The following is a 22,987-nucleotide window of genomic DNA, read 5'->3' as shown; positions in this document are numbered from 1 at the left end:
GCTCACTCCTTCGTGACGGTGAAATCGAACACGTTCGCGTCGAAGCGCGAGTAGTGCTCGTAGTCGATGAGGTCGTACAGGTCGGCACGGTGCTGCATCTGGTCGAGCTGGTCGCGCAGGTGCCCCTCGGATGCCAGCGCGTCCAGGCCGCGGCCGGCGGCACCCATCGCCAGGCGCAGGAGCGACACGGGCCAGATGACCATGTTCACGCCGGCGTCGCGCAGCTGGGTCGTGGAGAACAGCTCGCTCTTGCCGAACTCGGTCATGTTCGCCAGGATCGGCACGTCCAGGGCGGCGCGCATGGCCTCGAACTCTCCGAGGTCGCGCATCGCCTCGGGGAACACCGCGTCGGCGCCGGCGTCGACCAGGGCTTTGGCGCGGTCGATCGCGGCAGGAAGCCCCTCCACCGCCCGCACGTCGGTGCGGGCCATGATGAGGAAGTCCGGGTCGCGGCGGGCGTCGACGGCGGCGCGGATGCGCTTGATCGCGGTGTCGGCATCCACCACGCTCTTACCGTCGAGGTGGCCGCAGCGCTTCGGGTTGACCTGGTCCTCGATGTGGGTGCCCGCGAGCCCCGCGTCTTCGAGCGTCTGGATCGTGCGGGCGACGTTCATCGGCTCGCCGAAGCCGGTGTCGGCGTCGATGATCGCCGGCAGCTCCGTCATGCGCGCGATCTGCTGGCCACGGCCGGCGACCTCGCTGAGCGTCGTCAGCCCGATGTCGGGGAGCCCGAGGTCGGCCGAGATCACGGCGCCGGAGATGTAGACGCCCTCGAAGCCCTTGCGCTCGATGAGGCGGGCGGACAGTGGGTTGAAGGCCCCCGGCATCCGCACGAGCTCCCCGGATGCCAGTCTCTCGCGCAGCGCGCGGCGCTTCTGCGCCGGAGTGGTCTGGGAGTACAGCATCAGTTCTCCTCCATCGGGCGTGCACAACTCCTGCAGAACCGTGTCGACCGGGGCGTGCGACCGCGGAAACCCGCGGGCCAGGCGCCCCCGACCGGCCGAATTGCCGGAGTTGTGCGGGGCATCGCCCCCGCGCGCGTCATCAGAACAGCCCCTTCGGGGCCGGAGCCAGGGCCAAGACGCCGGGCTTCGCGACGATCGTCAGCTGCTGCACCTCGTCGGCGGTCAGCTCGGGCAGGCGCTGCGCGAGGTCGAGGAAGCGCTCGATCTCGTCGGGCAGCAGCACCGGCTCGGCGAGCAGGCGGAACTTGCGGACGTAGTCCTCGCGCGCGAACGGCCGCGCCCCGAGCGGGTGGGCGTCGGCGACGGCGATCTCGTCCTCGACCACCGAGCCGTCGGCGAGGGTGATCACGACCCGCCCGCCGAACGCCTTCTCGTTCGGGTCCTCGGAGTGGTAGCGGCGCGTCCACTCGGCATCCTCGGCCGTGGTGATCTTGTGCCACAGGGCGACGGTGTCTTCGCGGCCGGCGCGCTCGGGCGAGTAGGAGTCGACGTGGTGCCACGCGGCGTCCTGCAGGGCGACGGCGAAGATGTACGGAATCGAGTGGTCGAGCGTCTCGCGCGACGCGGTGGGGTCGTACTTCTGCGGGTCTCCCGACCCCGAGCCGATCACGTAGTGCGTGTGGTGGCTGGTGTGCAGGACGATGGATGCCACGTTCTCGGGGTCGCGCAGGTCGGGGCGCTCCGTGCCGAGGCGCCGGGCGAGGTCGATCCACGCCTGCGCCTGGTACTCGGCCGAGTGCTCCTTCGTGTACGAGTCGAGGATCGCGCGCTTGGACTCGCCCTCGGCCGGCAGCGGCACGTCGTAGGTGGCATCCGGTCCGCCCAGCATCCAGGCGATGACGCCGTCTTCACCCTCGTAGATGGGGGAGGGGCTGGTCTCGCCGCGCATCGCGCGGTCGACGGCCTCGATCGCCATCTTGCCCGCGAAGGCGGGGGCGTGCGCCTTCCACGTCGAGATCTCGCCCTTGCGCGACTGCCGTGTGGCCGTGGTGGTGTGCAGGGCCTGACCGATCGCCTGGTAGATCGTCTCCTGGTCGAGGTCGAGCAGCGTGCCGATGCCGGCGGCGGCCGAGGGTCCGAGGTGGGCGACGTGATCGATCTTGTGCTTGTGCAGCGAGATCGCCCGGACGAGGTCGATCTGCACCTCGTACGCGGTTGCCAGCGCGCGCACGACGGCGGCGCCGTCGCCGCCGGTGTGCTGCGCGACGGCGAGCACGGGCGGGATGTTGTCGCCGGGGTGGGAGTAGTCGGCGGCGAGGAACGTGTCGTGGTAGTCGAGTTCGCGCACGGCGACGCCGTTGGCCCATGCCGCCCATTCGGGGCTCGAGCGGCGTTCGAGGGTGCAGCCGAACACGGTCGCTCCGACGCCCCCGATCGAGACGGCGTGGTCGAGGGCCTGCTGCCGGGCGGCGCTGACGGGCCGGCGGGTGAGCGAGGCGGCGGCGACGGCGGCGTTGTCGATGATGCGGTTGATGATCATGTCGACCACGTCGTCGTCGACCGCGACCGGGTCGACGGCGATGCGCGCGAGGGCCCACGCCAGCTGTCCTTCGCGGGCGAGGTTCTCCTCGCTGCGGTGGACACGGAGGTGGTGGGTGATCGTCATGCGGAGGCCTTTCGTTCGGGCGAGGGCGCGGCGTCGTCGAGAGACTCGAGGATGCTCGTCAGGGCGTTGTGCAGGTGCACGTGGGTGGCGTCGGCGGCGAGATCGGCGTCACCGGCGGCGATCGCGGCGGCGATGAGGCGGTGCTCCGACACCGAGGCGGCGAGCCGCTCGGGCTGGTAGCGGGCGAGGCGACGCACGCGCACGAGGTGGGTGCGGACGGTGCGGAGCGCGGAGCTCAGGTATTCGTTCGCCGCGGCCTCGTCGAGCGCCGCATCGAAACGCGCGATGAGGCGGTAGTACGCGTCGCGCGCGGCCTCGCCGTCGAGGCGAGCGTCGTCGAATGCGTGGACGAGGGCGGCGAATTCCGCCGAACGGTTCGACGCGGCGGCGAGACGTGCCGCGGTCTCTTCCAGGGCGCGTCGGACGACGAAGAGGGCGCGGATGTCATCCCCGTCGATGTGGGTGACGACGGTGACGCGGGGCGAGGTCTGGGCGACGAGTCCGTCCGCGGTGAGGCGCGCGAGGGCCGCGCGCAAGGGTGTGCGGCTCACACCGAGTCGGGCGGCCTGCTCGACCTCGCCGAGGACGGTTCCGGGAGCGAGAGCGCCGGTCTGGATCTCTTCGAGGAGCGCGGCGTACGCGCGGTCGCTGGCGCGCATGGCATCCCTCCTCCCCGCCCGTTCCTTTCAGTGTATACACACGGCGGAAAGGTAGCGCTGGGGGGGCCGCTCCCTTGCGTCTTTCGTATACAACACCGCCGCGCCGGCATCCGTCGTGAAGAACGCGCCGCGGATGCCAGGCTCGGGCATCCGCGGCGCGTCCGGGTCTCACTTCACTTGGGCGCTGATGACGCTCATGACCGCGGTGTCGGCCAGCGTCGTGGTGTCGCCGACCTCGCGGCCTTCGGCGACGTCGCGGAGCAGGCGCCGCATGATCTTGCCGGAGCGGGTCTTGGGGAGCTCGCCGACGATGTAGACGTCGCGCGGGCGGGCGATGGGGCCGATCTGCTCCCCGACCCACCGGCGCAGTACGTCGCCGAGTCCGTCGACGCCGTTCTTCTTCATGTAGCGGCTCTTGACGATGACGAACGCGACGACGGCCTGACCCGTGGTCTCGTCGGAGGCGCCGACGACCGCCGCTTCGGCGACTCCCTCGTGCCCGACGAGCGCCGACTCGATCTCGGCGGTCGAGAGGCGGTGTCCCGAGACGTTCATGACGTCGTCGACGCGGCCGAGCAGCCACACGTCGCCGTCGTCATCGAGGCGCGCGCCGTCGCCGGCGAAGTAGTAGCCCTTGTCGGCGAACTTCTGCCAGTACGTCTCGACGAACCGCTCAGGGTCGCCCCAGATGCCACGCAGCATCGACGGCCACGGTTCGGTGATGACGAGCAGACCGCCGTTGCCGTGGCCGACGTGCTCGCCGGCGTCGTCGACGACGTCGACCGAGATGCCCGGGAGCGGCACCTGCGCCGAGCCGGGCTTGGTCTCGGTGACCCCGGGAAGGGCCGAGATCATGATCGCCCCGGTCTCGGTCTGCCACCACGTGTCGACGATCGGGGCGCGGTCGCCGCCGATGATGTCGCGGTACCAGACCCACGCTTCGGGGTTGATGGGCTCACCGACCGATCCGAGCAGACGCAGCGACGACAGGTCGAAGCCCTGCGGCACATCGCGACCGATCTTCATGAACGAGCGGATGGCGGTGGGCGCGGTGTAGAAGATCGTCACGCCGTGGTTCTGGATCAGCTCCCACCAGCGGCCGGGGTGCGGGGTGTCGGGCGTGCCCTCGAACAGCAGCTGCGTCGCACCGTTGGCGAGCGGGCCGTACGCGACGTACGTGTGCCCGGTGATCCAGCCGATGTCGGCGGTGCACCAGTACACGTCGGTCTCGGGGTGCACGTCGTGGACGACGCGGTTGGTGAACGCGGCCTGGGTGAGGTAGCCGCCCGAGGTGTGCAGGATGCCCTTCGGCTTCCCGGTCGTGCCGGAGGTGTAGAGGATGAACAGCGGGTTCTCGGCCGGGAAGGCTTCGGCCTCGTGGTCGCTCGAGGCTTGCGGCACGACGTCGTGCCACCAGATGTCGCGGTCGTCGGTCCATTCGACGTCGTTCTCGCCGCGCTTGATCACGAGGACGTGCTCGACGGTCTCCTGGATGCCGGACCCGTTGCGGTCGGCGAGGGCTTGATCGACCGCGGGCTTGAGGGGCGAGACCTTGCCCTTGCGCCACCCGCCGTCGGCTGTGATGACGAGCTTGGCGCCGGCGTCGTCGATGCGGGCGCGCAGGCTGTCGGCCGAGAAGCCACCGAACACGACCGAGTGGACGGCGCCGATGCGGGCGACGGCGAGCATCGAGGCGATGGCCTCGGGGATCATCGGCAGGTAGATCGCGACACGGTCGCCGCGCTCGACGCCGAGGCCGAGGAGCACATTCGAGAGGCGCTTGACCTCGTCGGTGAGTTCGGCGTACGTGACATTGCGGCGGTCGCCGGGCTCACCCTCCCAGCGCAGTGCGATGCGGTCGCCGTTGCCGGCCTCGACATGGCGATCGAGGCAGTTGTAGGCGACGTTGAGCTCGCCGTCGGCGAACCATTCGGCGAACGGCGGGTTCGACCAGTCGAGCACGGTCGTGAACGGCGTGTGCCAGTGCAGTTCCCGCGCCTGGTCGGCCCAGAACCCCTCGCGATCGGCGGCCGCGCGCTCGTACAGACTCGCGTCGGCGACGGCGTTCGCGGCGAATTCCGCCGACGGGGCGAAACGGCGGGTCTCGTTGAGGAGATGATCGATCTGGCTGCTCATCTGGCGCTCCTTCGCGGTCGAGGCACGGCGCGTCCTCGCGCCACGGTCACGTTATCCCGCGGCCTCGCACGGCGGTTACCTCCGATAGTTGGCATCCCTCCTCCGCGACCCGCCTGATATATCGCTCGCTTATCGAGATATATGAGTTGGTGCTCGCTGCTCGCCTGCGTACGCTGGACTTGCCCGAACATCGTTCGGCAGCGCGTCGGGGGGAGCCCCCCAATTTTTCCCCGGCGCGTGGCGGCATCCCTCGCCCCCCATTGACGGGATGCCGCCCCCTCTTTTTTCCGCCGACATGCCTGGCGCGGGTTCTCCTCAGGCGGGCGATCGGCCGAACGCTTCACGCAATCGGCAGCGAGCCCCGCGCGGTCGGCGGCGCTTTCTTTACGTTGTCGGCGTGACTTCCCCCCGCCTCGTTCCCGTCCCGACCTCGCCCCGGTCGTCCGCGGCTCCGTCGCTCGCGCCATCGCCGCCCTGGGGTGAGCCCTCGCTCGCCTTTCTGCGCCCCTTTCTCGATGACCCCGCGGTGACCGACGTCTTCGTCAACGGCGAGGACGGCCTCTTCATCGATCGCGGTGCCGGCCCGGTCCGCGTGCCGTCGTGGCGGGCGAGCGAGAGCGAGGTGAGACATCTCGCTGTGCGCTTGATCGCGCTCGGTGGTCGGCATCTCGACGACGCGTCTCCGTGTGTCGATGTCCGCATCGAACGGGGGCTACGTGTGCACGCCGTGCTCGCTCCGGTCGCCGCGCGGGGGACGGCCATATCGATCCGCGTTCCGCGGTGGGACGCTCCCGATCTCGACGAGCTGCAGCACACGGGAATGCTGTCGGGCCCGGTCCGCGATCGCCTGGAGGCGGCCGTTTCCGCTCGATCCAACGTGCTGATCACGGGCGCGACGGGGGCGGGCAAGACCACACTTCTGTCGGCGCTGCTGTCGCGCGTTCCGGCGACGGAGCGCATCGTGACCATCGAAGAAGTGGCGGAGCTGCGCCCCCGACACCCGCATCATGTCTCGCTGGAGGCGCGCCAGGCCAACATCGAGGGTGCCGGCGCTGTCGACCTTGCGCGGCTCGTTCGTGAGGCGCTGCGCATGCGGCCTGACCGGTTGGTGCTGGGGGAGTGCCGCGGCGCCGAGATCCGGGAACTCCTTCTCGCGCTGAACACCGGTCACGACGGCGGGGCGGGCACACTGCACGCGCGCGGGCTCGCCGAGGTTCCCGCGAGGCTCGAAGCCCTCGGAGCGCTGGCAGGAATGGATGCCGTGGCCCTCGCGCGCCAGGGGGTGAGCGCGCTGCACGTCGTCATTCACGTCGAGCGCGTGGCAGGACTCCGGCGCGTGGCCGGACTGGGCCGGCCCGTTCTGCGCGACGGGCGGCTGGCGATCGTCGAGGAGCCCCGCCCGTGAGGACTGCCCGCCGAGAGGACTCCGACGCCGTCATCATCGAGACGACCATGCGGTTGGCTGTCCTCCTCACCGCGGGGGTGGCCGTGGCGTCCGCCTGGGCCCACCTCGCGAAGGCCGGCGACCCCCTGCTCGTGCGTGCGGCGCACGCCGCCGAATCGGGGGGAGATGTCGCCGCCGTGTTGCGCTCGGGCGAGGGTGCCTGGCCTGACATCGCGGCAGTTTGGGCGGTGGCGGTGAACGTCGGGGCGCCGCTCGCCGACACCCTGCGATCCGCTGTGGCGGCGTTGCAAGCCGCCACGGAGGTGAGAGCCGAGGTGACCGTCGCGCTGGCCGAACCTGCGGCTACCGCGCGCTTGCTGACGTGGTTGCCGCTCCTGGGCGTGCCATTGGGATGTGTTCTCGGGCTCGATCTGCTGCGGGTGGTGAGAGAGCCCTTCGGCGCCTGCTGCGTGATCGGCGGGCTGATGCTGGTCGGAATCTCGCACGTCTGGACCTCACGTCTGGCCCGACGCGCCCGACCCTCGCCCGGCATACCGGGCTGGGGTGCCGAACTCCTCGCTCTCGCTCTGGCATCGGGGGCGTCGATCGATCGCGCCCGCGAACTCGCAGACGGGCACCGGAGTCTCGCGGAGGCCGAGCCACCGGAGGGCGTGGACGCGGCACTCGACCTGTCGATGAGCGCGGGGGCGCCAGCGGTAGACCTCCTCCGGGGCGAAGCCTGGCTTGCGCGGCACCGCGCACGCACGAGAGGGCGAGAAGCGGCCGCGCGGCTGTCGACGCGGCTGCTCGTCCCCCTCGGCGTCTGCACTCTGCCCGCGTTTCTGCTCCTCGCCGTGGTTCCCGCGGTGCTCGGCATCGTCCGCTCCACTGTCGTGCCCGTCTAGCCCGTGGTCGGCCCCGCTCGTGCCCACACCCCTAGAAGAAGGAGTCCTATGTTCCGGTTTCTCGCCCCTCGTCCCCTGCCCACAGTCGGTCCTCTGCCCGCGCCCCCGCGGCTCGACTCCCGTCGTGCGTCGTTCCTGTTCCTGGACGACCGCGGGGCCGCCACCGCCGAGTACGCGATCGCGACGATGGCCGCTGTCGCCTTCGCGGGGCTGCTGGTCGTCATCATGCGGTCCGACGAAGTGCGGGGCATTTTGACCGACCTCGTGCGCCGAGCGCTGACGGTGCAGTGATACGTCCTCTGCACGACGACCGTGGAGCGGTCGCGGCGGAATTCGCCGTGGCCCTCCCCGCGGTCATCCTCGTCCTGGCGCTGGGCCTGGGTGCTCTCGCCGCCGGCGCGACGGCGGTGCGTCTGCAGCACGCCGCCGCGGAGTCGGCGCGGCTATTCGGCCGCGGTGACGACGGCCGCGCTCGAGAGGTGGTCGCGGGCGTCGGCGCCACGATCTCCGTCGAACGGCGCGATCGACTCGTCTGCGTCGAGGCCTCGGCGCCGGTCCCTATTCCTCTTCCCTTCGGACCGCTCACCGCGCGCTCGTGCGCGCTCGACGGGGGCGAGTGATGGCGGGGAGCGTTTCGGCCGTCGGCGTGGTCGCCGCCGTCGCCGTCGCCGCCGTCGGCCTCGCGGTCGTCGCCGGCGCCGCCGTGCAGGCGCAGCGTGTCGCGGGGATCGCGGATGCCGCGGCGCTCGCCGCCGCCGACACCGTCAGCGGCGCCATCCCCGGGGTGCCGTGCGAGGCGGCCGCGGAGGTGGCGAGCGCGGGTGGTGTGAACCTGAACGGATGCGATGTCGACGGCCTCGTCGCGACGGTCACGGTCGGTACCGCGTACGGTGGGATTCCGTTCGCTGCACGCTCGCGGGCAGGACCGCCCGATGTCTCGACCGCGTACGACCTCCCGGATCCCGACCAGGAAGGCGTGTGTATGGTGTGCAACGAAGAAAGGACCCCAGTGGCAAACGGCAAGAAGCTCGTCATCGTCGAGTCCCCGACGAAGATGAAGTCGATCCAGGGATACCTCGGCGACGGTTATGAAGTGCTCAGCTCGGTCGGGCACATCCGCGACCTCGCCTCCAAGAAGGAGATCCCCGCCGACAAGAAGGCGGCCTACGGCAAGTACTCCATCGACGTCGAGAACGACTTCGACCCGTACTACGTCGTCAACGACCGCAAGACCAAGACGGTCGCCGAGCTCAAGCGTGCCCTGAAGTCCGCCGACGAAGTCCTGCTCGCCACCGATGGTGACCGCGAGGGCGAGGCCATCGCGTGGCACCTGCGCGAGGTGCTCAAGCCCAAGGTCCCCGTGCGCCGCATGGTGTTCCACGAGATCACCAAGGACGCCATCCAGGATGCCGTCCAGCACACCCGCGACCTCGACGAGTCGCTCGTCGACGCGCAGGAGACCAGGCGCGTCCTCGACCGCCTCTACGGCTGGGACGTCTCGCCCGTGCTGTGGCGCAAGGTCGGTTCCGGCCGCGAGGGGACTGCTCTCAGCGCCGGCCGCGTCCAGTCCGCCGCCACCCGCATGGTCGTCGAGCGCGAGCGCGAGCGCATGGCGTTCGTCTCGGCCACGTACTGGGACGTCGAGGCCTTGGCATCCAAGTCCGGCTCCTCGTTCACCACGCGCCTCAACCGTCTCGACGGCGCCCCGCTCGCCCGCGGCGGTGACTACGACGACAACGGAAAGCTCAAGAAGGCCGTCGTCGTGCTCGACGAGGCGCAGGCCCGCGCGCTCGCCGCCGACATCGTCGCCGCGGCTAAGGCCACGGTCGCCAAGGTCGAGGCCAAGCCCGGAACCCGCAGCCCCCGCGCCCCCTTCACCACCTCCACCATGCAGCAGGAGGCCGGTCGCAAGCTCTCGATGAGCGCCAAGCACGCCATGGGCGTCGCTCAGCGTCTCTACGAGAAGGGGTACATCACCTATATGCGTACCGACTCCACGGCGCTGTCGACGCAGGCCGTGAAGGCCGCGCGGGCGCAGGCCGTGGCGCTGTACGGCGACAAGGCCGTCCCGGCCAACCCCCGCGTCTACAAGAGCAAGTCCAAGAACGCGCAAGAGGCGCACGAGGCCATCCGCCCCTCCGGCGAAGACTTCCGCACCCCGGCGTCGGTCGCCTCCGCGCTCGACCGCGACGAGCAGAAGCTGTACGACCTGATCTGGAAGCGCACCATCGCCAGCCAGATGTCGGATGCCAAGTACGAGACCACCACGGTCACCCTTGCCGTCCAGGCGGGGGAGAAGAACGCCGAGTTCACCGCGTCGGGCACCGTCTACACCTTCAAGGGCTTCCTCGAGGCCTACGAAGAGGGCAACGACGAGAAGCGCAACGACGACGACGCCGACCAGTCGCTCCCGGCGGTCGCCGTGGGCGACGAGCTGGCGATCAGCGACGTCGAGCCCAAAGGCCACAGCACCTCGCCCAAGCCCCGCTACACGGAGGCGAGCCTGGTCAAGGCCCTCGAAGAAAAGGGCATCGGTCGCCCGTCGACGTTCGCGAGCATCATCGGCGTGATCCTCGACCGCGGCTACGTCACCAAGCGCGGACAGGCGCTCGTGCCCAGCTGGCTCGCCTTCAGCGTCGTGCGGCTCCTCGAACAGCACTTCGCCGACCTCGTCGACTACGACTTCACCGCCGCGCTCGAAGACGACCTGGATGCCATCGCCCGCGGCGAGCAGCGCCGCACCGAGTGGCTCAAGGCCTTCTACTTCGGCTCCGACAAGCAGGTGGGTCTGCGCCACATCGTCGAGAACCTCGGAGAGATCGACGCACGCGAGCTCAACTCCACGCGCATCACCGACACCGCGACCCTCCGCTTCGGCAAGTACGGCCCCTACCTCGAGGTCGTCGAGCCCGGCGCACCCGAGGACGCCAAGCCCCGCATCGTCAACATCCCCGAAGACCTCGCCCCCGACGAGCTCACCCCCGAGAAGGCGCAGGAGCTCATCGACGCCCCCGTCGCCGGCGACCGCGTCCTCGGAGAGAACCCCGAGAACGGCAAGCTCGTCGTCGTCAAGGACGGCCGCTTCGGTCCGTACGTGCAAGAAATCGAGGCCGAAGAGCCCGAAGAGGTCGACCAGGCCACCGGCGAGGTCGTCGAAGCGCCGAAGAAGCGTGGCGCCAAGAAGGAAGCTGCGCCCAAGCCCCGCACCGCGTCGCTGTTCCGCTCGATGTCGGTCGACACCATCGACCTCGACACCGCGCTGCAGCTGCTCTCGCTTCCGCGCGTCGTGGGCGTCGACCCCGAGTCCGGGGCGGAGATCACCGCGCAGAACGGTCGCTTCGGCCCGTACCTGAAGAAGGGCACCGACTCCCGGTCGCTCGACTCCGAGCAGCAGATCTTCGACATCACGCTCGAAGAGGCCCTCGCCAAGTACGCCGAGCCCAAGTACGGGGCGCGTCGTGCCTCCAGCGCGCTGAAAGAGTTCGACGCCGACCCGGTCAGCGGCAAGCCGATCAAGCTCAAGGACGGTCGCTTCGGCCCCTACGTCACCGACGGTGAGACCAACGCCACGGTGCCGCGCGGCGAGGACGCGATGGCGATCACCTTCGAGCGGGCCGTCGAGCTCATCGCCGACAAGCGCGCCAAGGGCCCCGCCCCGAAGCGCACCGCGGCGAAGAAGACGACCACCACCCGCAAGGCCCCGGCGAAGAAGTCGTGACCGGCGCGTCTCCCCGGCCGCCCCACGCCCCCCGCGCGGCAGCAGCCGGGGGGCCCGGGCTGTTCCTCACCTTCGAGGGCGGCGACGGCGCCGGAAAGACCACACAGGCCGCACTGCTCGAGGAATGGCTGCGGGCGCAAGGTCGCGAGGTCGTGCGCACCCGCGAACCGGGAGGCACCGACGTCGGCGTCCGCATCCGCGACATCGTGCTCCACCATCGCGGCCACATCGCGCCCCGCGCCGAAGCCCTGCTCTACGCCGCCGACCGCGCCCACCACATCGAGACCGTCGTGCAGCCCGCCATCGCGCGCGGCGACGTCGTCATCCAAGACCGGTACCTCGACTCGTCGGTGGCGTACCAGGGCGCCGGTCGCGTGCTCGACGCCGACGACGTCCGCGAACTCTCGCTGTGGGCCACCGGGGGACTCCTCCCCGACCTCACCGTGCTGCTCGACCTCGACCCCGCCGCAGCCCGCGCGCGCCTCGACGCCGACGACAAGCCCTTCGACCGGCTCGAAGCCGAGAAGGCCGAGTTCCACGAGCGCGTGCGCGCCGCGTTCCTCGCCCTCGCCGCCGACGAGCCGAATCGCTTCCTGGTCCTGGATGCCACCGAGCCCGCGCTCGCGCTCGCCGAGCGCGTCCGCGAGGCCGTGGCATCCCGACTGTCCTGACCGTGCCAGCCGCCGACGCTCAGCGGATCGACAGCGGCCGTGTCGGCGCCCGCGATTAGGGTGGAACCCATGTCGGCCGCCGTGGACTCGCCCCCTCGACCCGTCGCCGCCCCCTTCCCGTGGGACGCCGTGTGGGGCCAAGACGATGCGGTCGAAACCCTCCGCGCCGCCGCCACCGACCCGGCCGCCCTCGCGCACGCGTGGCTCATCACGGGACCTCCCGGGTCGGGCCGCTCCACCCTCGCCTACGCGTTCGCGGCCGCCCTCATCGCCGATCCCGGCGACGAAGCCGCCCAGCGCCAGGTGCTCGCCCGCACCCACCCCGACCTCACGGCCCTCCGCACCGAGCAGGTCGTCATCCGCATCGACGAGGCCCGCCGGCTCGTCGAGCGCGCGTCGTTCGCCCCCTCGCTCGGCCGCTACCGCGTCATCGTCGTCGAAGACGCCGACCGCATGGCCGAGCGCACCTCGAACGTCCTGCTCAAGGCACTCGAAGAGCCGCCCGAGCAGACCGTCTGGGTGCTGTGCGCCCCCAGCGACGCCGACCTGCTGCCCACGATCCGCTCCCGCGTCCGCGTGCTGCGCCTGCGCGAACCGTCGGTCACCGACGTCGCCTCCCTGATCGTCGAGCGCACGGGCGTCCCCGCCGACGTCGCCGAAGAATCCGCGCGCCACGCGCAGCGGCACATCGGCATGGCCCAGCGCCTCGCGACCGACGACGACGCCCGCGCGCGCCGTGCCGAGACGCTCTCGGCCGTGCTCGCCGTGCGGGGCATCAGCGACGCCGTCGAGGTCGCCGGGCACATCGTGCGTCTCGCCACCGACGACGCGAAGGCACTCACCGCCACCCGCGACGAGGAAGAGCGCCGCACCCTGCTGCGCACCCTCGGCGTCGCCGAAGGGGCGGCCGTCCCGCCCAGCGTGCGCGGGCAGCTCAACGCCCTCGAAGACGACCAGAAGCGCCGTGCCACCCGCAGCCTCCGCGACGGCATCGATCGGGTTCTCACCGACCTCCAGTCGCTCTTCCGCGACGTCGTCATGCTGCAGTACGGGCGCGACGGCGACCTCGTCAACGCCGAAAGGATCGACGCCCTGCGCTCCCTCGCCGCCGAATGGACCCCCGCGCGCACGCTCGGGGTGCTCGACCGCATCACCGACACGCGCCGCAACCTCGAGCAGAACGCCGCCCCGCTGCTCGCGCTCGAGAGTCTGCTCATCACCGTCGCGAACGGGTCGGCGCCGTGAGCCTGCGTCGACGGCTCGTCACGGCCGTGGCGGGCGTTGCGGCGCTCGCCGTCGCATTGTCCGGATGCCTCTACGCCCAGATCCCGCCGATCGCGCCCGACGACGGCGCGTCACTGGCCCCGCAGACCGACGGGGTACCCGCCGAGCTTCTGCCGTACTACGGGCAAACCCTCGACTGGGAGGAGTGCGGCACGGGCTTCGACTGCACGCGTGTCACCGTCCCCCGCGACTACGCCGACCCGAGCGTGGGCGAGCTCGAACTCGCCGTCGTGCGGCACCGCGCGACGTCGGGCGAGCCGATCGGCTCGCTGCTGACCAACCCCGGCGGGCCGGGCGCCGCCGGCGTCTCGCTGATGAAGCAGGCCCTGTCGGTGCTCGTCGACGACCGGCTGACCGACGCGTACGACGTCATCGGCTTCGACCCGCGCGGAGTCGGCGAGTCCACCGCCGTCACCTGCTACGACCCTCCGCAGCTCGACGCGTACCTCTACGACATCCCGCCCGGGGCACGGGGGAGCGAGGAGCGCGAGGCCGCCCTCGACCAGCGCGCCAGCGAGTTCGCGCAGGCCTGCGAGGCGCGCAGCGACGGCATCCTGCCCTACATCACCACCGACAACTCCGCGCGCGACATGGACGTGCTCCGCGCGGTGCTCGGCGACCCTCAGCTCAACTACCTCGGGTTCTCGTACGGGACGTTCCTCGGAGCCACCTACGCCGGGCTGTTCCCCGAACGTGTCGGCCGCATGGTGCTCGACGGCGGCATCGACCCGAGCGTCTCCGGAACCGACACGTCACTGCGGCAAGCCGTCGGCTTCGAGAACTCGCTCCGCGCGTTCATGGCCGACTGCCTCAACACGAACGAGTGCCCCTTCGCCGGCAGCGTCGACGACGCGATGTCCGACCTCTCCGCGCTCCTCGCTCGTGTCGACGCCCGCCCGATTCCCGCCGCCGACGGGCGTCAGCTCGGCGGTGACTCCCTTATGACCGCGATCACCGCGGCCCTGTACAGCGAAGAGAGCTGGCCCTACCTGAGGTCCGCCCTCTCCGACGCGCGCGACGGCCGCGCCGACGTCGCCTTCCAGCTCGCCGACTTCTACAACGGGCGCATCGGTGACGAATACGACGGCAACACCATGGAAGCCTTCGTCGCCTACAACTGCATGGACTACCCCGACGAGGGGACGGATGCCGATCTGGCGGCGCTGCAGCAGAAGCTCGACGCCCAAGCCCCCGTCGTCGCGCCGTACTGGGCCGGCGCAGGAGACCCGTGCGCGTCGTGGCCCGTCCCGCCCACCGGTGTGCGCGAGCCCATCACCGCGCCCGGCTCGCCGCCCATCGTCGTGATCGGAACCACCGGAGACCCGGCGACGCCGTACGACGGCGCGGTGAGCCTGGCGTCCCAGCTCGAGCAGGGCGTCCTCGTCACCAACGTCGGAGAGGGGCACCTCGGGTACAACAAGGGCAACGCCTGCGTCACGGATGCCGTCGACGACTACCTGATCAACGGCACGATCCCCGAGGACGGTCTGCGCTGCGGCTGATCCTGGGTCCCGCGAAGCAGCACGCACACGAGCGTCGACGGGGTCGGGAACGTAGGCTTGTCGTCGTCCCCGCCCGAAGGAGCATCATGACCCCGTCCGCCGCCGACCTCGCCACCTTCATCGACCACACGCTGCTCAAGCCTGAGGCCACCCGCGCCGATGTCGAGCGCACCATTGCCGACGCCGCGGAGCTCGGCACCTACAGCGTGTGCCTGTCGCCCTCGTTCCTCCCTGTCGAGGTGCCGGCGGGGCTCAAGGTCGCCGTCGTCTGCGGCTTCCCCAGCGGCAAGCACCACGCCGAGGTCAAGGCCGCCGAGGCCGCGCTGTCGGTCGCGCAGGGCGCTGACGAGATCGACATGGTCATCGACATCGGTGCCGCCGTCGAAGGACGCTACGAGGTCGTCGAGGCCGAGATCCGGGCCGTGCGGACCGCGGTTCCCGCGCCGACCGTCCTGAAGGTCATCATCGAATCCGCGGCACTGTCCGACGATGCGATCGTCGCCGTCTGCGAGGCCGCCGTCGCCGCCGGTGCAGACTTCGTCAAGACCTCCACCGGTTTCCACCCCGCCGGCGGCGCGAGCGTGCACGCCGTGCGGCTCATGAAGCAGACGGTCGGCGACCGCGCCGAGGTCAAGGCATCCGGGGGCATCCGCACCCGCGCCGCGGCCGAAGAGATGATCGCCGCCGGCGCGACGCGCCTCGGCCTGTCATCGAGCCGCGACATCCTCGCCGACCGCGCAGCGAGCGGCGACTACTGACCCCCGCCCGATTGGTCAGGCAGCCCGCTGAGCATGTAAGATCGATGATCGTGCACGCGTCAGCGGCGCGCGCCGCCTTAGCTCAGACGGCAGAGCGATTCACTCGTAATGAATAGGTCAAGGGTTCGATTCCCTTAGGCGGCTCCACATCACGAAAGGCCCGGGTTCTTCCGGGCCTTTCGTCCTTCCCACCCCGAGGGTGGGCCCGCACGGTGCGACGACGACGGCGCACCCGCCGCCGCCCGATAAGCTGGAGGACCCACCCGTCGCGCCTCGGCGCGGAGATCGTCGCCCCGCCCGCAGGAGCCCCCGTGTCGAACGTCCTCGATGTCGTCATCGAGCTGTTCACATGGGTGGGCCTCGGTGCCGGGACCCTGCTGGCCGTCGTCGCGCTGATCCTCTATGTCGCCGACGGCACGTGGCTCCCCGCTCGCGCCGTCGTCGAAGACCTCGGCGACCATCGCGTCGTGCGGTGGTTCGACGACGAGGGCGGCGTCAACGAAGCGCCGCTGTCACACCACGACGAGGCGAAGGTGGGCGTGGCCGACATGACCGACATCTTCTATCGCCGCGGCTCGCAGCACCGCATGCGGCTCACCCGCTCGTCACCGCTCGTGCGATTCGTCGCGCTGGCGGCGACGGGAGTCCTGAGCCTCGGGCTGGTGGCCTTCGCCGTGTCGGTCGTGCTGCTCTTCGCCCGCGGCTGACGCGGGCCCCCGTTCCTCGCCCGCGGAGGCCGCGCCCCCCCAGTAGCGGCGGCGCCGGTTTCCGCCGCCGAGCGTAGGCTCGGAGCATGAGCCGCGCACTGTTCATCGTCGACGTCCAGAACGACTTCACCGAACGCGGTGCGCTCGGGGTCGTCGGGGGAGACGAGGTCGCCGCGCGCATCTCCCGCTACCTCGACGCGCACGCCGACGACTACGCGATCGTCGTCGCGTCCCGCGACTGGCACAACGGGGACGACGACAACGGCGGCCACTTCTCGGCCGAGCCGGACTTCGTCGACACGTGGCCCGTGCACTGCGTGGGCGGGACCTACGGCGCCGACTACGACGAGGTCTTCGACACGAGCCGTGTCACGCACCACCTCAAGAAGGGGCAGGGAAAACCCGCCTACTCCCTCTTCGAAGGGGTGACCGACGACGGCCTCACCGCCGACGACATCCTCGAAGAGCACGGCATCCGCGACATCGATGTCGTCGGCATCGCGACCGACTACTGCGTGCGCGCGTCCGCGCTCGACGCGATCGCCGCCGGCCGGGGCGTGCGCGTTCTCACCGACCTCGTCGCGGGCGTGCACCCGGATTCCAGCGCCGCCGCGCTCGACGAGATCGCATCGGCGGGGGCCCGGCTCACTCGATCGGAGTGACCTCGTCGTCGGCGCGGGGGATCGTCAGCGTCACGGTCGTTCCGACGCCGAGCTCGCTCGCGATGCGCACGGTGCCGCCGTGCTCCTCCACGATCTGCCGGACACTGGCCAAGCCGATCCCGTTCCCGCCGTCGCCGGCATCGGCGAGCCGTCCGCGTTGTCCCTCGCGCAGCACCGTCCGGAGGTCGTCGGGGTGGATGCCTCGCCCCCGGTCCTTCACGGTCACCGCCGCGCCCTCGTCGGTCTCGCGCACACAGACGTCGATCGCGTCGTCGGAGTACTTCGCGGCGTTCTCCAGCACGTTGGCCACCGCACGGCGCAGGCCGAGGACGTCCCCGAGGACGGGCACGGCATCCATCCGACCGAAAACGGCGCGGTCGGGCCCAGCGCCCGGCAGGACGAGGGCGACCGCCCCGCGGGTCACGAGGTCCATCGTCGTACGTCGCCGCCCGCGTTGGGGACGCGCGTGCGTGTCGGCCAACAGGGCCTGCGCCATCGCGACGATGTGGTCGCTGGCCTCGGTGGCCAGACGCAGGATCCGGTGGTCGGCCGGCAACTCGTCGACGAGCAGGTCGAGGTATCCGCGGATCGCGGTGACGGGCGAGAGCAGATCGTGCGCGAAGGTGCGCTGCAATGCCGCCTGTTCCTCCTCGACGCGCTTCTCTGTCGTGAGGTCACGGACGATCTTGACGAAACCCCGCACCTGCCCCGCGTCGCTGCGGATCGCGGAAATCGTCACGCGGGCCCAGAACTCGCCACCGTCCTTGCGGACCCGCCACCCCGTGTCTTCCACGTGCCCGTCGCGCTGCGCGGCGGCGAGCAGACGATCGGGAAGGCCCCGTCGGCGATCCTCCTCCCGGTAGAACCGCGAGAAGTGCGTCCCGACGATCTCGTCCTCGGTGTACCCCTTGATGCGCTCCGCGCCCGGGTTCCACCCGCGCACAACGCCTCCGCCGTCGAGCTTGACGATGGCGAAGAGATCGACCTGGTCGTCCCAGTCGGGAGGCAGAGAGCGCCGCAGGCTCGCTAACGGCCGGTCGGAGCCGTCCCGCTCATCCGCGAGAGGAGAGACCGGGTCACCCTCGACCACGCTCATGCGATCGGACCGGACGAAGACGGGATGCTTGCTGAAGGCATGAACCGATCTTGCCCGTCGCCGGAAAGCGCAGACGAGGACTTGACACGCACCACACGCCGACGGCGGTCAGCTGACGGTGACCAGCGTCCGCTGCCAGCCGCTCGACCCGTTCGGGGCGATCGCGGCCGGTTCCTGGATCTGGACGTTGCCCTCTTTGTCGATCGCGCGAACGGTGATGTAGTGCGAACCCGGCTCGGCATCCCATTCGAGCACCCACTGCACCCACGACTGGTCGTTGATGGGAGTCGAGAGCGTCGCCTGCTGCCAGTCGCCGTCGTCGATGCTCACCTCGACAGCTTGCACGCCGATGGGCTGCGCCCACGCCATTCCCGCGATGGGCACGGTGCCCGCGGAGACCGGGCTGCCGATCTTGGGGGTGTCCACGCGCGACGACATCTTGATCGGCGCCTCCGCCGAGTAGCCACGAGGCGTCCAGTAGGCCTCGTCCTGATCGAATCGCGTGACCGTCAGCTTGGTGACCCACTTCGTCGCCGAGACGTACCCGTAGAGCCCGGGCACGACCATGCGCACGGGGAAGCCGTGCTCGAAGGGGAGCGGTTCGCCGTTCATGGCCACCGCGAAGATGGCATCCAGTCCATCGTCGGTGAGGGCGGACAGGGGAGTGGATGCCGTGTACCCGTCGACGCTCTCGGAGAGCACCATGTCGGCGTCCGCCTGGGGGCCCGCCATGCGCAGGACGTCGCGGATGGGGATACCGGTCCAGATGGCGTTGCCGACGAGGCCGCCGCCCACCTCGTTCGAGACGCAGGTGAGGGTGACGCCGTATTCGTCGAGACCCATGGCGACGAGGTCGTCGAAGCTCAGCTCGATCGGCTGGTCGACCATGCCCTCGATCTGGAGGCGCCACGTCGAGGGGTCGACGTTCGGCACGGTCAACGCGGTGTCGACGCGGTAGAAGTCGGCATTGGGTGTGATGATCGGCGACAGGCCCGGCACGTCGAGCGACGCGCCCTCGGGGATCGTGACCGTGCTGCGGGCGGACGGCAGCCGCAGGGCGTCCCGGGCGGCGGCGACCGATGCGGTGGCGGCGTTCACGACACGGGCGCCCACACCGACGACGACCGCGGTGGCGGCCGCGATGCCGGACAGCAGGAAGAATCCGCGGCGGTTGACGCCGGCGGCGGTGGCGTTATCGCCCAACGCCGCGGCGTCCCAGCGGCGCAGGCGCCGCACGAGGAACACCAGGAGCACGACGCCCGCCACGGTGCCGAGCACGGGAGGCAGCCAGGCGAGGGCACCGGCCGCGGCGCGCGTGATGATCGCGGCGGTCGCCAGCGCGCCACCCACCCCGAGGAGGATCGCCCCGACAGGCCGGAAGCGGTACTGCAGAATTCCCGCAACCGCGGCGGCGACCGCGGCCCCGAGGCCGACTCCGACCAGCAGCGCGACCTTGTCCGCCTCACCGAACACGGTGATCGCGAACTCCTTCAGGGGGCGCGGGACGATGTCCACGATGAACGACCCGACCGCGAGGACGGGACTCGCCGAACGGGCGACGAGCACCGCGAACAGCTCGGCGACGGCCAGCAGCGCGGCGGCCGAGACGAGCCCGGCAAGAGACGCCCAGAACCAGGCGCGCGGCCGCCGGACGGTGGTGGCGTCATCGGTGCGGGCCGCAGTGTCGGTGGTCATGGCATCCCTCTCGTCGGCGACGACGCACGAAGCACCGCCCTCATCCGATTGTTCGGAGCGGGGGGTCGAACGGATGCCGCTTGACAAGCGCGCGCGACAGTCCGGCGCCGTGATGCGGTGGCCCGGGTGCCCTCGCCGTTCGCGCGCGGCGTGCGTCCGGACCTCCGCCGACGCCACTCGACTCCGGTCTCGCCCCCGCTACGCTGTGGAGCGTTCGCCCCGTGGCATCCGGCCCGCCCGTGCGAGAGGAGCCCGTCGTGACCGATGTCGCTCGCTGGGCCGCGGCACTGTCGACCCTCGTCGGACTCGGTCTCAGCCTGGGGCTGAACCCGGCGCTGTACGCGGCCACGACGACGGTGCTGGCGCAGAACACGCGCGTCGCGTCCCGCATCGGGGGGATGATCGCCGGGCTCGCCGTCGGGGCGACCGCACTGTACTTCCTGCTGCAGAGCTTCGATCCCACAGCGCTCGTCTCGGCGGCCGAGGAGCGCGCGTCCGAGGCGGTGCGCGACGCTCGCGTGGATGCCGTCGCCGGCGCGGTCTTCCTCGTCGGTGCCGCCGCGGTCGCCGTGTGGAAGCTGCGCTCCCCGATCCCGACGCCCCGGACCGCGCCGGTGACCGCGCGGACGCGTCCGTGGAGCTATGTCGCCCTCGGGCTCGGGTGCTCGGTCATCGGTTTCACCACGCTGCCCATCATGTACATGACCGGGCGCGTGACCGAGGGGGTGACAGCCGACCCCGCCCTGCGGCTCGTGGCGTTCGCGGTCTTCCTCGTCGCGCTCGCCGCACCGTTCGCGGGTCTCGCGGGGGCGTGGTCGCTCTTCCCGTCGACGGCGGCGAGGGTCAACCTCGTCTACGCGCGGCTGGCTCGCACGGATCACCGCTGGCTCTATGCGGGCCTGCTCGCTGGTGCCGGCCTCGCCTGCTTCGGGTTCGCGCTGCTGCCGGTGCGGTGAGACACCGGCAGCCGCAGCGGCTCTAGGCGCGCGTGATGTCGCTGATGGTGCCCTTCGCCAGGCGCAGCCGTCGCCGAGCACGGCGGGCGACCGCGGAATCGTGCGTCACGACGACGAGGGTGAGTCCCTCGCGATTGAGGGCGTCCAGCACGTCCAGGATCTCGTCGCGCATGTGTTCGTCGAGGTTCCCCGTCGGCTCATCCGCCAGGAGCACGCGGGGGTGCTTGGCCACGGCGCGGGCGATCGCCACCCGCTGCTGCTGACCACCCGACAGCTCACCCGGACGATGGTCGTGGCGGTCGGCGAGGCCGACGCGGTCGAGCGCTTCGGTGACGCGTCGACGGCGTTCGTCGCGGTCGAGGCCGAGCGGCTCGAGCCCCATGTGGACGTTCTCGGCGGCAGTGAGGGTGGGGATGAGATTGAACCCCTGGAAGACGAAACCGATCTCGGCGGCACGGACGCGGCCGAGGTCGAGGTTCGACGCCCGGGCGAGATCGAGGTCGCCGAGGCGCACGCTGCCGGATGTCGGGCGGTCGAGGGCCCCGAGCATCTGCAGCAGCGTCGACTTTCCGCCCCCGGTCGGCCCCTGGATCGTGACGAAGTCGCCGGCGGCGATCTCAAGGTCGATGCCCGCGAGGGCGGTCACCGTCCGTTCGCGCTGTCGGTAGGTCCGCGTGACCCCCGTGAGGCGGTAGGCGGTCGCGCTCGCGGCCGGATCGGCGATGGAGGACGCAGCTGTCATGGTCATGATGTCTCCTTCGAAGGACGAATCGGATGCCGGTCAGGCGACGGCGCGGAGGGCGGCGGCCGGGCTGAGGCGGGCGGCGCGCCATCCGCCGAAGGCGCCCGCGAGAACTCCGCCGAGGACGGCGATGCCGACCGCCGCGACCACGACGGTGGGCGTCACCGGTGCGTGGAGGACGATGTCCGTGGCCTGCTGCGCCGCCTGACCGAAACCGCCGGGGCCGCCCATCCGAGGACCCCCTTGTCCGGTCGGGGCGGTGGAGTCGGTGGCCGCGGACGTCACCGAGATCGTGGGGGAGATCAGGTTGACCAGCAGGATGCCGCCGAGCCCGAGGACGAGGCCGACCGCGCCCCCGATGAGCCCCTGCACGAGCGACTCCCCGGCGACTTGACGGACGACCCGGCCGTTCGACCAGCCGATCGCCTTGAGGGTGCCGAACTCCCGCGTACGTCGAGCGACGCCCGAAAGGGTGAACAGCACAGCCAGGGCCACGGCCACGGCCAGGACGACGATCGACAGCCACGTGCCGAGGTTCGTGATCAGCGACGACGCGCTGGACAGCGACCCGGACACTGTGGAGGCGAGCTCGGACTGCGTGCTCAACGTCGCCTCGGGCAGCGCGGCCGACACCTCACTCTGCACGGCGTCGATGGCATCCGCGGATGCCGCCTGCACATAGACGGTCGAGACCACGTCGCCGACGCCCGCGAGCTCCTGCGCGACATCGAGGGGAAGATACACGTTCGCGGCCGTATCGGCTTCGGCCGACGCGGATGCCACGATGCCGACGATCTGCAGGGAGGAGCCCCCCACGTCGATCGTGCCGCCGACGGTGAGGTCGTGGGAAGCGGCGTAGGTCGCATCGATCACGGCGACGTCGGTCCCCGCGTCCGCCGCGGTGAGTGCGCGTCCGTCGGAGACGGTGATGGACGACAGGGGTCCCACGGTCGCTGCGGGGTCCACGCCGAGCACGCTGAACGACTCGATGCCGAACGCGCTCCCGCCGTCTCCGTTCGGTCCGCCCGCGGGAGGTTCGCCCATGCCGCCGCCCTGCGCGCCGTCCGTTCCGGACATCGCGCTGCGGTCGGGGATCTCGCCCGAGAAGGTGGTGTTCGTCAGCGACAGGGCCCCCGTCGCGGCGGCGACTCCGTCGAGATCGGCGACGGTGGTCACGGTGGAGGCATCGAGCGTCTCACGCAGGAAGTCGGTCATCAGACGCGACTGGCTGAGCGATGTCGTGCCGTCTTCTGTCGATCCATCCTCGGCGCCGAAGTCGAAGCGGGGACCTCCGCCGCCCTCGGCGGGCTGCGTCTGAGCCCCGGTCACGGTCAGGTCGGTGCCCACGCCGTACACCGACGACAGCGCCTCGGATTGTGCGTCGCGCACGCCCGCGGAAAGGGCGTTGACGACGATGACGAGTGCGATCGCGACAGCCAGCCCGATGGCGACGATCACGGTCTGTTTCGTGCGGCCCGCGAGTTCGCGCCGCAGGTACGTCCAGTACATGTTTCTCCTTCCGGCGCGGGATGCGGCCGTGG

At 70.9% G+C, this 22,987-nt stretch carries 20 protein-coding genes and 1 tRNA gene; 13 read left to right on the top strand and 8 right to left on the bottom strand.

Annotated features, from left to right (window positions below):
• Positions 1-2: 2 nt before the first annotated feature.
• The 4 genes from prpB to acs all read right to left on the bottom strand — a co-directional run bounded on the left by prpB (position 3) and on the right by acs (position 5,366).
• A complete protein-coding gene (gene prpB / locus P5G46_RS04765) occupies positions 3-905 on the bottom strand; it encodes a methylisocitrate lyase (RefSeq protein ID WP_239275120.1) in 903 nt (300 codons plus the stop codon).
• A gap of 139 nt (positions 906-1,044) precedes the next feature.
• The gene (locus tag P5G46_RS04760) at positions 1,045-2,571 is read right to left on the bottom strand and encodes an MmgE/PrpD family protein (protein ID WP_408905092.1); all 1,527 of its coding nucleotides are present in this window, start codon (positions 2,569-2,571) and stop codon (positions 1,045-1,047) included.
• Positions 2,568-3,230, bottom strand: coding sequence for a GntR family transcriptional regulator (locus tag P5G46_RS04755; protein WP_239275118.1), 663 nt, complete (start codon positions 3,228-3,230; stop codon positions 2,568-2,570). The genes P5G46_RS04760 and P5G46_RS04755 overlap by 4 nt, the downstream gene beginning before the upstream one ends.
• A gap of 168 nt (positions 3,231-3,398) precedes the next feature.
• The gene (gene acs, locus P5G46_RS04750; protein ID WP_408905091.1) at positions 3,399-5,366 is read right to left on the bottom strand and encodes an acetate--CoA ligase; all 1,968 of its coding nucleotides are present in this window, start codon (positions 5,364-5,366) and stop codon (positions 3,399-3,401) included.
• Positions 5,367-5,763: 397 nt separating this feature from the next.
• Here acs and P5G46_RS04745 point away from each other — a divergent pair, with 397 nt between their 5' ends.
• The 12 genes from P5G46_RS04745 to P5G46_RS04690 all read left to right on the top strand — a co-directional run bounded on the left by P5G46_RS04745 (position 5,764) and on the right by P5G46_RS04690 (position 16,957).
• The gene (locus P5G46_RS04745; protein WP_408905090.1) at positions 5,764-6,771 is read left to right on the top strand and encodes a TadA family conjugal transfer-associated ATPase; all 1,008 of its coding nucleotides are present in this window, start codon (positions 5,764-5,766) and stop codon (positions 6,769-6,771) included.
• Entirely contained in the window at positions 6,768-7,655 is an 888-nt protein-coding gene (locus P5G46_RS04740; protein WP_408905089.1) for a type II secretion system F family protein, read from the top strand. Before P5G46_RS04745 ends, P5G46_RS04740 begins: the two co-directional genes overlap by 4 nt.
• Before the next feature lie 48 nt (positions 7,656-7,703).
• Positions 7,704-7,946: a DUF4244 domain-containing protein gene (locus P5G46_RS04735; RefSeq protein WP_239275115.1), complete on the top strand. Its 243-nt coding sequence runs from the start codon at positions 7,704-7,706 to the stop codon at positions 7,944-7,946.
• Positions 7,943-8,275 carry a TadE family type IV pilus minor pilin gene (locus P5G46_RS04730; protein WP_408905088.1) on the top strand — a complete coding sequence of 111 codons (333 nt, stop codon included), beginning with the start codon at positions 7,943-7,945 and terminating at the stop codon, positions 8,273-8,275. Before P5G46_RS04735 ends, P5G46_RS04730 begins: the two co-directional genes overlap by 4 nt.
• A 389-nt stretch (positions 8,276-8,664) precedes the next feature.
• Positions 8,665-11,373, top strand: a complete 2,709-nt coding sequence (gene topA, locus P5G46_RS04725) for a type I DNA topoisomerase (protein WP_408905282.1) — start codon at positions 8,665-8,667, stop codon at positions 11,371-11,373.
• Positions 11,370-12,044 carry a dTMP kinase gene (gene tmk / locus P5G46_RS04720; protein WP_239275113.1) on the top strand — a complete coding sequence of 225 codons (675 nt, stop codon included), beginning with the start codon at positions 11,370-11,372 and terminating at the stop codon, positions 12,042-12,044. The genes topA and tmk overlap by 4 nt, the downstream gene beginning before the upstream one ends.
• 69 nt (positions 12,045-12,113) lie before the next feature.
• The gene (locus P5G46_RS04715) at positions 12,114-13,289 is read left to right on the top strand and encodes a DNA polymerase III subunit delta' (RefSeq protein ID WP_239275112.1); all 1,176 of its coding nucleotides are present in this window, start codon (positions 12,114-12,116) and stop codon (positions 13,287-13,289) included.
• Positions 13,286-14,830: an alpha/beta hydrolase gene (locus P5G46_RS04710; protein ID WP_408905087.1), complete on the top strand. Its 1,545-nt coding sequence runs from the start codon at positions 13,286-13,288 to the stop codon at positions 14,828-14,830. The genes P5G46_RS04715 and P5G46_RS04710 overlap by 4 nt, the downstream gene beginning before the upstream one ends.
• Before the next feature lie 86 nt (positions 14,831-14,916).
• Positions 14,917-15,588: a deoxyribose-phosphate aldolase gene (gene deoC / locus P5G46_RS04705; RefSeq protein ID WP_375095851.1), complete on the top strand. Its 672-nt coding sequence runs from the start codon at positions 14,917-14,919 to the stop codon at positions 15,586-15,588.
• Positions 15,589-15,659: 71 nt separating this feature from the next.
• Positions 15,660-15,735: transfer RNA gene (locus P5G46_RS04700), tRNA-Thr, on the top strand.
• Positions 15,736-15,899: 164 nt separating this feature from the next.
• Positions 15,900-16,295: a hypothetical protein gene (locus P5G46_RS04695; RefSeq protein WP_408905086.1), complete on the top strand. Its 396-nt coding sequence runs from the start codon at positions 15,900-15,902 to the stop codon at positions 16,293-16,295.
• A gap of 86 nt (positions 16,296-16,381) precedes the next feature.
• Positions 16,382-16,957 carry an isochorismatase family protein gene (locus P5G46_RS04690; RefSeq protein WP_408905085.1) on the top strand — a complete coding sequence of 192 codons (576 nt, stop codon included), beginning with the start codon at positions 16,382-16,384 and terminating at the stop codon, positions 16,955-16,957.
• Here P5G46_RS04690 and P5G46_RS04685 read toward each other — a convergent pair.
• Both P5G46_RS04685 and P5G46_RS04680 read right to left on the bottom strand, forming a co-directional pair.
• Positions 16,941-18,053 (bottom strand): ATP-binding protein, encoded by a 1,113-nt coding sequence (locus P5G46_RS04685; protein ID WP_408905084.1) that lies wholly within the window; start codon positions 18,051-18,053, stop codon positions 16,941-16,943. The genes P5G46_RS04690 and P5G46_RS04685 overlap by 17 nt on opposite strands.
• Before the next feature lie 108 nt (positions 18,054-18,161).
• A complete protein-coding gene (locus tag P5G46_RS04680; RefSeq protein ID WP_408905083.1) occupies positions 18,162-19,748 on the bottom strand; it encodes a molybdopterin-dependent oxidoreductase in 1,587 nt (528 codons plus the stop codon).
• A gap of 257 nt (positions 19,749-20,005) precedes the next feature.
• Between P5G46_RS04680 and P5G46_RS04675 the strand changes: the two genes are divergently transcribed.
• Positions 20,006-20,704, top strand: coding sequence for a hypothetical protein (locus P5G46_RS04675; protein WP_408905082.1), 699 nt, complete (start codon positions 20,006-20,008; stop codon positions 20,702-20,704).
• A gap of 22 nt (positions 20,705-20,726) precedes the next feature.
• On the opposite strand, the gene P5G46_RS04670 is transcribed toward P5G46_RS04675, so the two are convergent.
• Together P5G46_RS04670 and P5G46_RS04665 are read right to left on the bottom strand one after the other, a co-directional pair.
• Positions 20,727-21,452, bottom strand: a complete 726-nt coding sequence (locus P5G46_RS04670) for an ABC transporter ATP-binding protein (RefSeq protein WP_408905081.1) — start codon at positions 21,450-21,452, stop codon at positions 20,727-20,729.
• Positions 21,453-21,485: 33 nt separating this feature from the next.
• Positions 21,486-22,955 carry an ABC transporter permease gene (locus P5G46_RS04665; protein ID WP_408905080.1) on the bottom strand — a complete coding sequence of 490 codons (1,470 nt, stop codon included), beginning with the start codon at positions 22,953-22,955 and terminating at the stop codon, positions 21,486-21,488.
• Positions 22,956-22,987: the final 32 nt, after the last annotated feature.

The sequence above is a fragment of the Microbacterium mcarthurae genome (assembly GCF_046064585.1).
In the GTDB taxonomy this organism is placed as follows: domain Bacteria; phylum Actinomycetota; class Actinomycetes; order Actinomycetales; family Microbacteriaceae; genus Microbacterium; species Microbacterium mcarthurae.
This window is presented reverse-complemented; position numbering and strand designations above follow the sequence as displayed.

Excerpts from the sequence above, each read along its gene's own strand:
- prpB (WP_239275120.1), bottom strand. The coding sequence starts at position 905 with ATGCTGTACTCCCAGACCACTCCGGCGCAGAAGCGCCGCGCGCTGCGC.
- P5G46_RS04760 (WP_408905092.1), bottom strand. The coding sequence starts at position 2,571 with ATGACGATCACCCACCACCTCCGTGTCCACCGCAGCGAGGAGAACCTC.
- P5G46_RS04755 (WP_239275118.1), bottom strand. The coding sequence starts at position 3,230 with ATGCGCGCCAGCGACCGCGCGTACGCCGCGCTCCTCGAAGAGATCCAG.
- acs (WP_408905091.1), bottom strand. The coding sequence starts at position 5,366 with ATGAGCAGCCAGATCGATCATCTCCTCAACGAGACCCGCCGTTTCGCC.
- P5G46_RS04735 (WP_239275115.1), top strand. The coding sequence starts at position 7,704 with ATGTTCCGGTTTCTCGCCCCTCGTCCCCTGCCCACAGTCGGTCCTCTG.
- P5G46_RS04715 (WP_239275112.1), top strand. The coding sequence starts at position 12,114 with ATGTCGGCCGCCGTGGACTCGCCCCCTCGACCCGTCGCCGCCCCCTTC.
- deoC (WP_375095851.1), top strand. The coding sequence starts at position 14,917 with ATGACCCCGTCCGCCGCCGACCTCGCCACCTTCATCGACCACACGCTG.
- P5G46_RS04690 (WP_408905085.1), top strand. The coding sequence starts at position 16,382 with ATGAGCCGCGCACTGTTCATCGTCGACGTCCAGAACGACTTCACCGAA.
- P5G46_RS04685 (WP_408905084.1), bottom strand. The coding sequence starts at position 18,053 with ATGAGCGTGGTCGAGGGTGACCCGGTCTCTCCTCTCGCGGATGAGCGG.
- P5G46_RS04680 (WP_408905083.1), bottom strand. The coding sequence starts at position 19,748 with ATGACCACCGACACTGCGGCCCGCACCGATGACGCCACCACCGTCCGG.
- P5G46_RS04670 (WP_408905081.1), bottom strand. The coding sequence starts at position 21,452 with ATGACCATGACAGCTGCGTCCTCCATCGCCGATCCGGCCGCGAGCGCG.
- P5G46_RS04665 (WP_408905080.1), bottom strand. The coding sequence starts at position 22,955 with ATGTACTGGACGTACCTGCGGCGCGAACTCGCGGGCCGCACGAAACAG.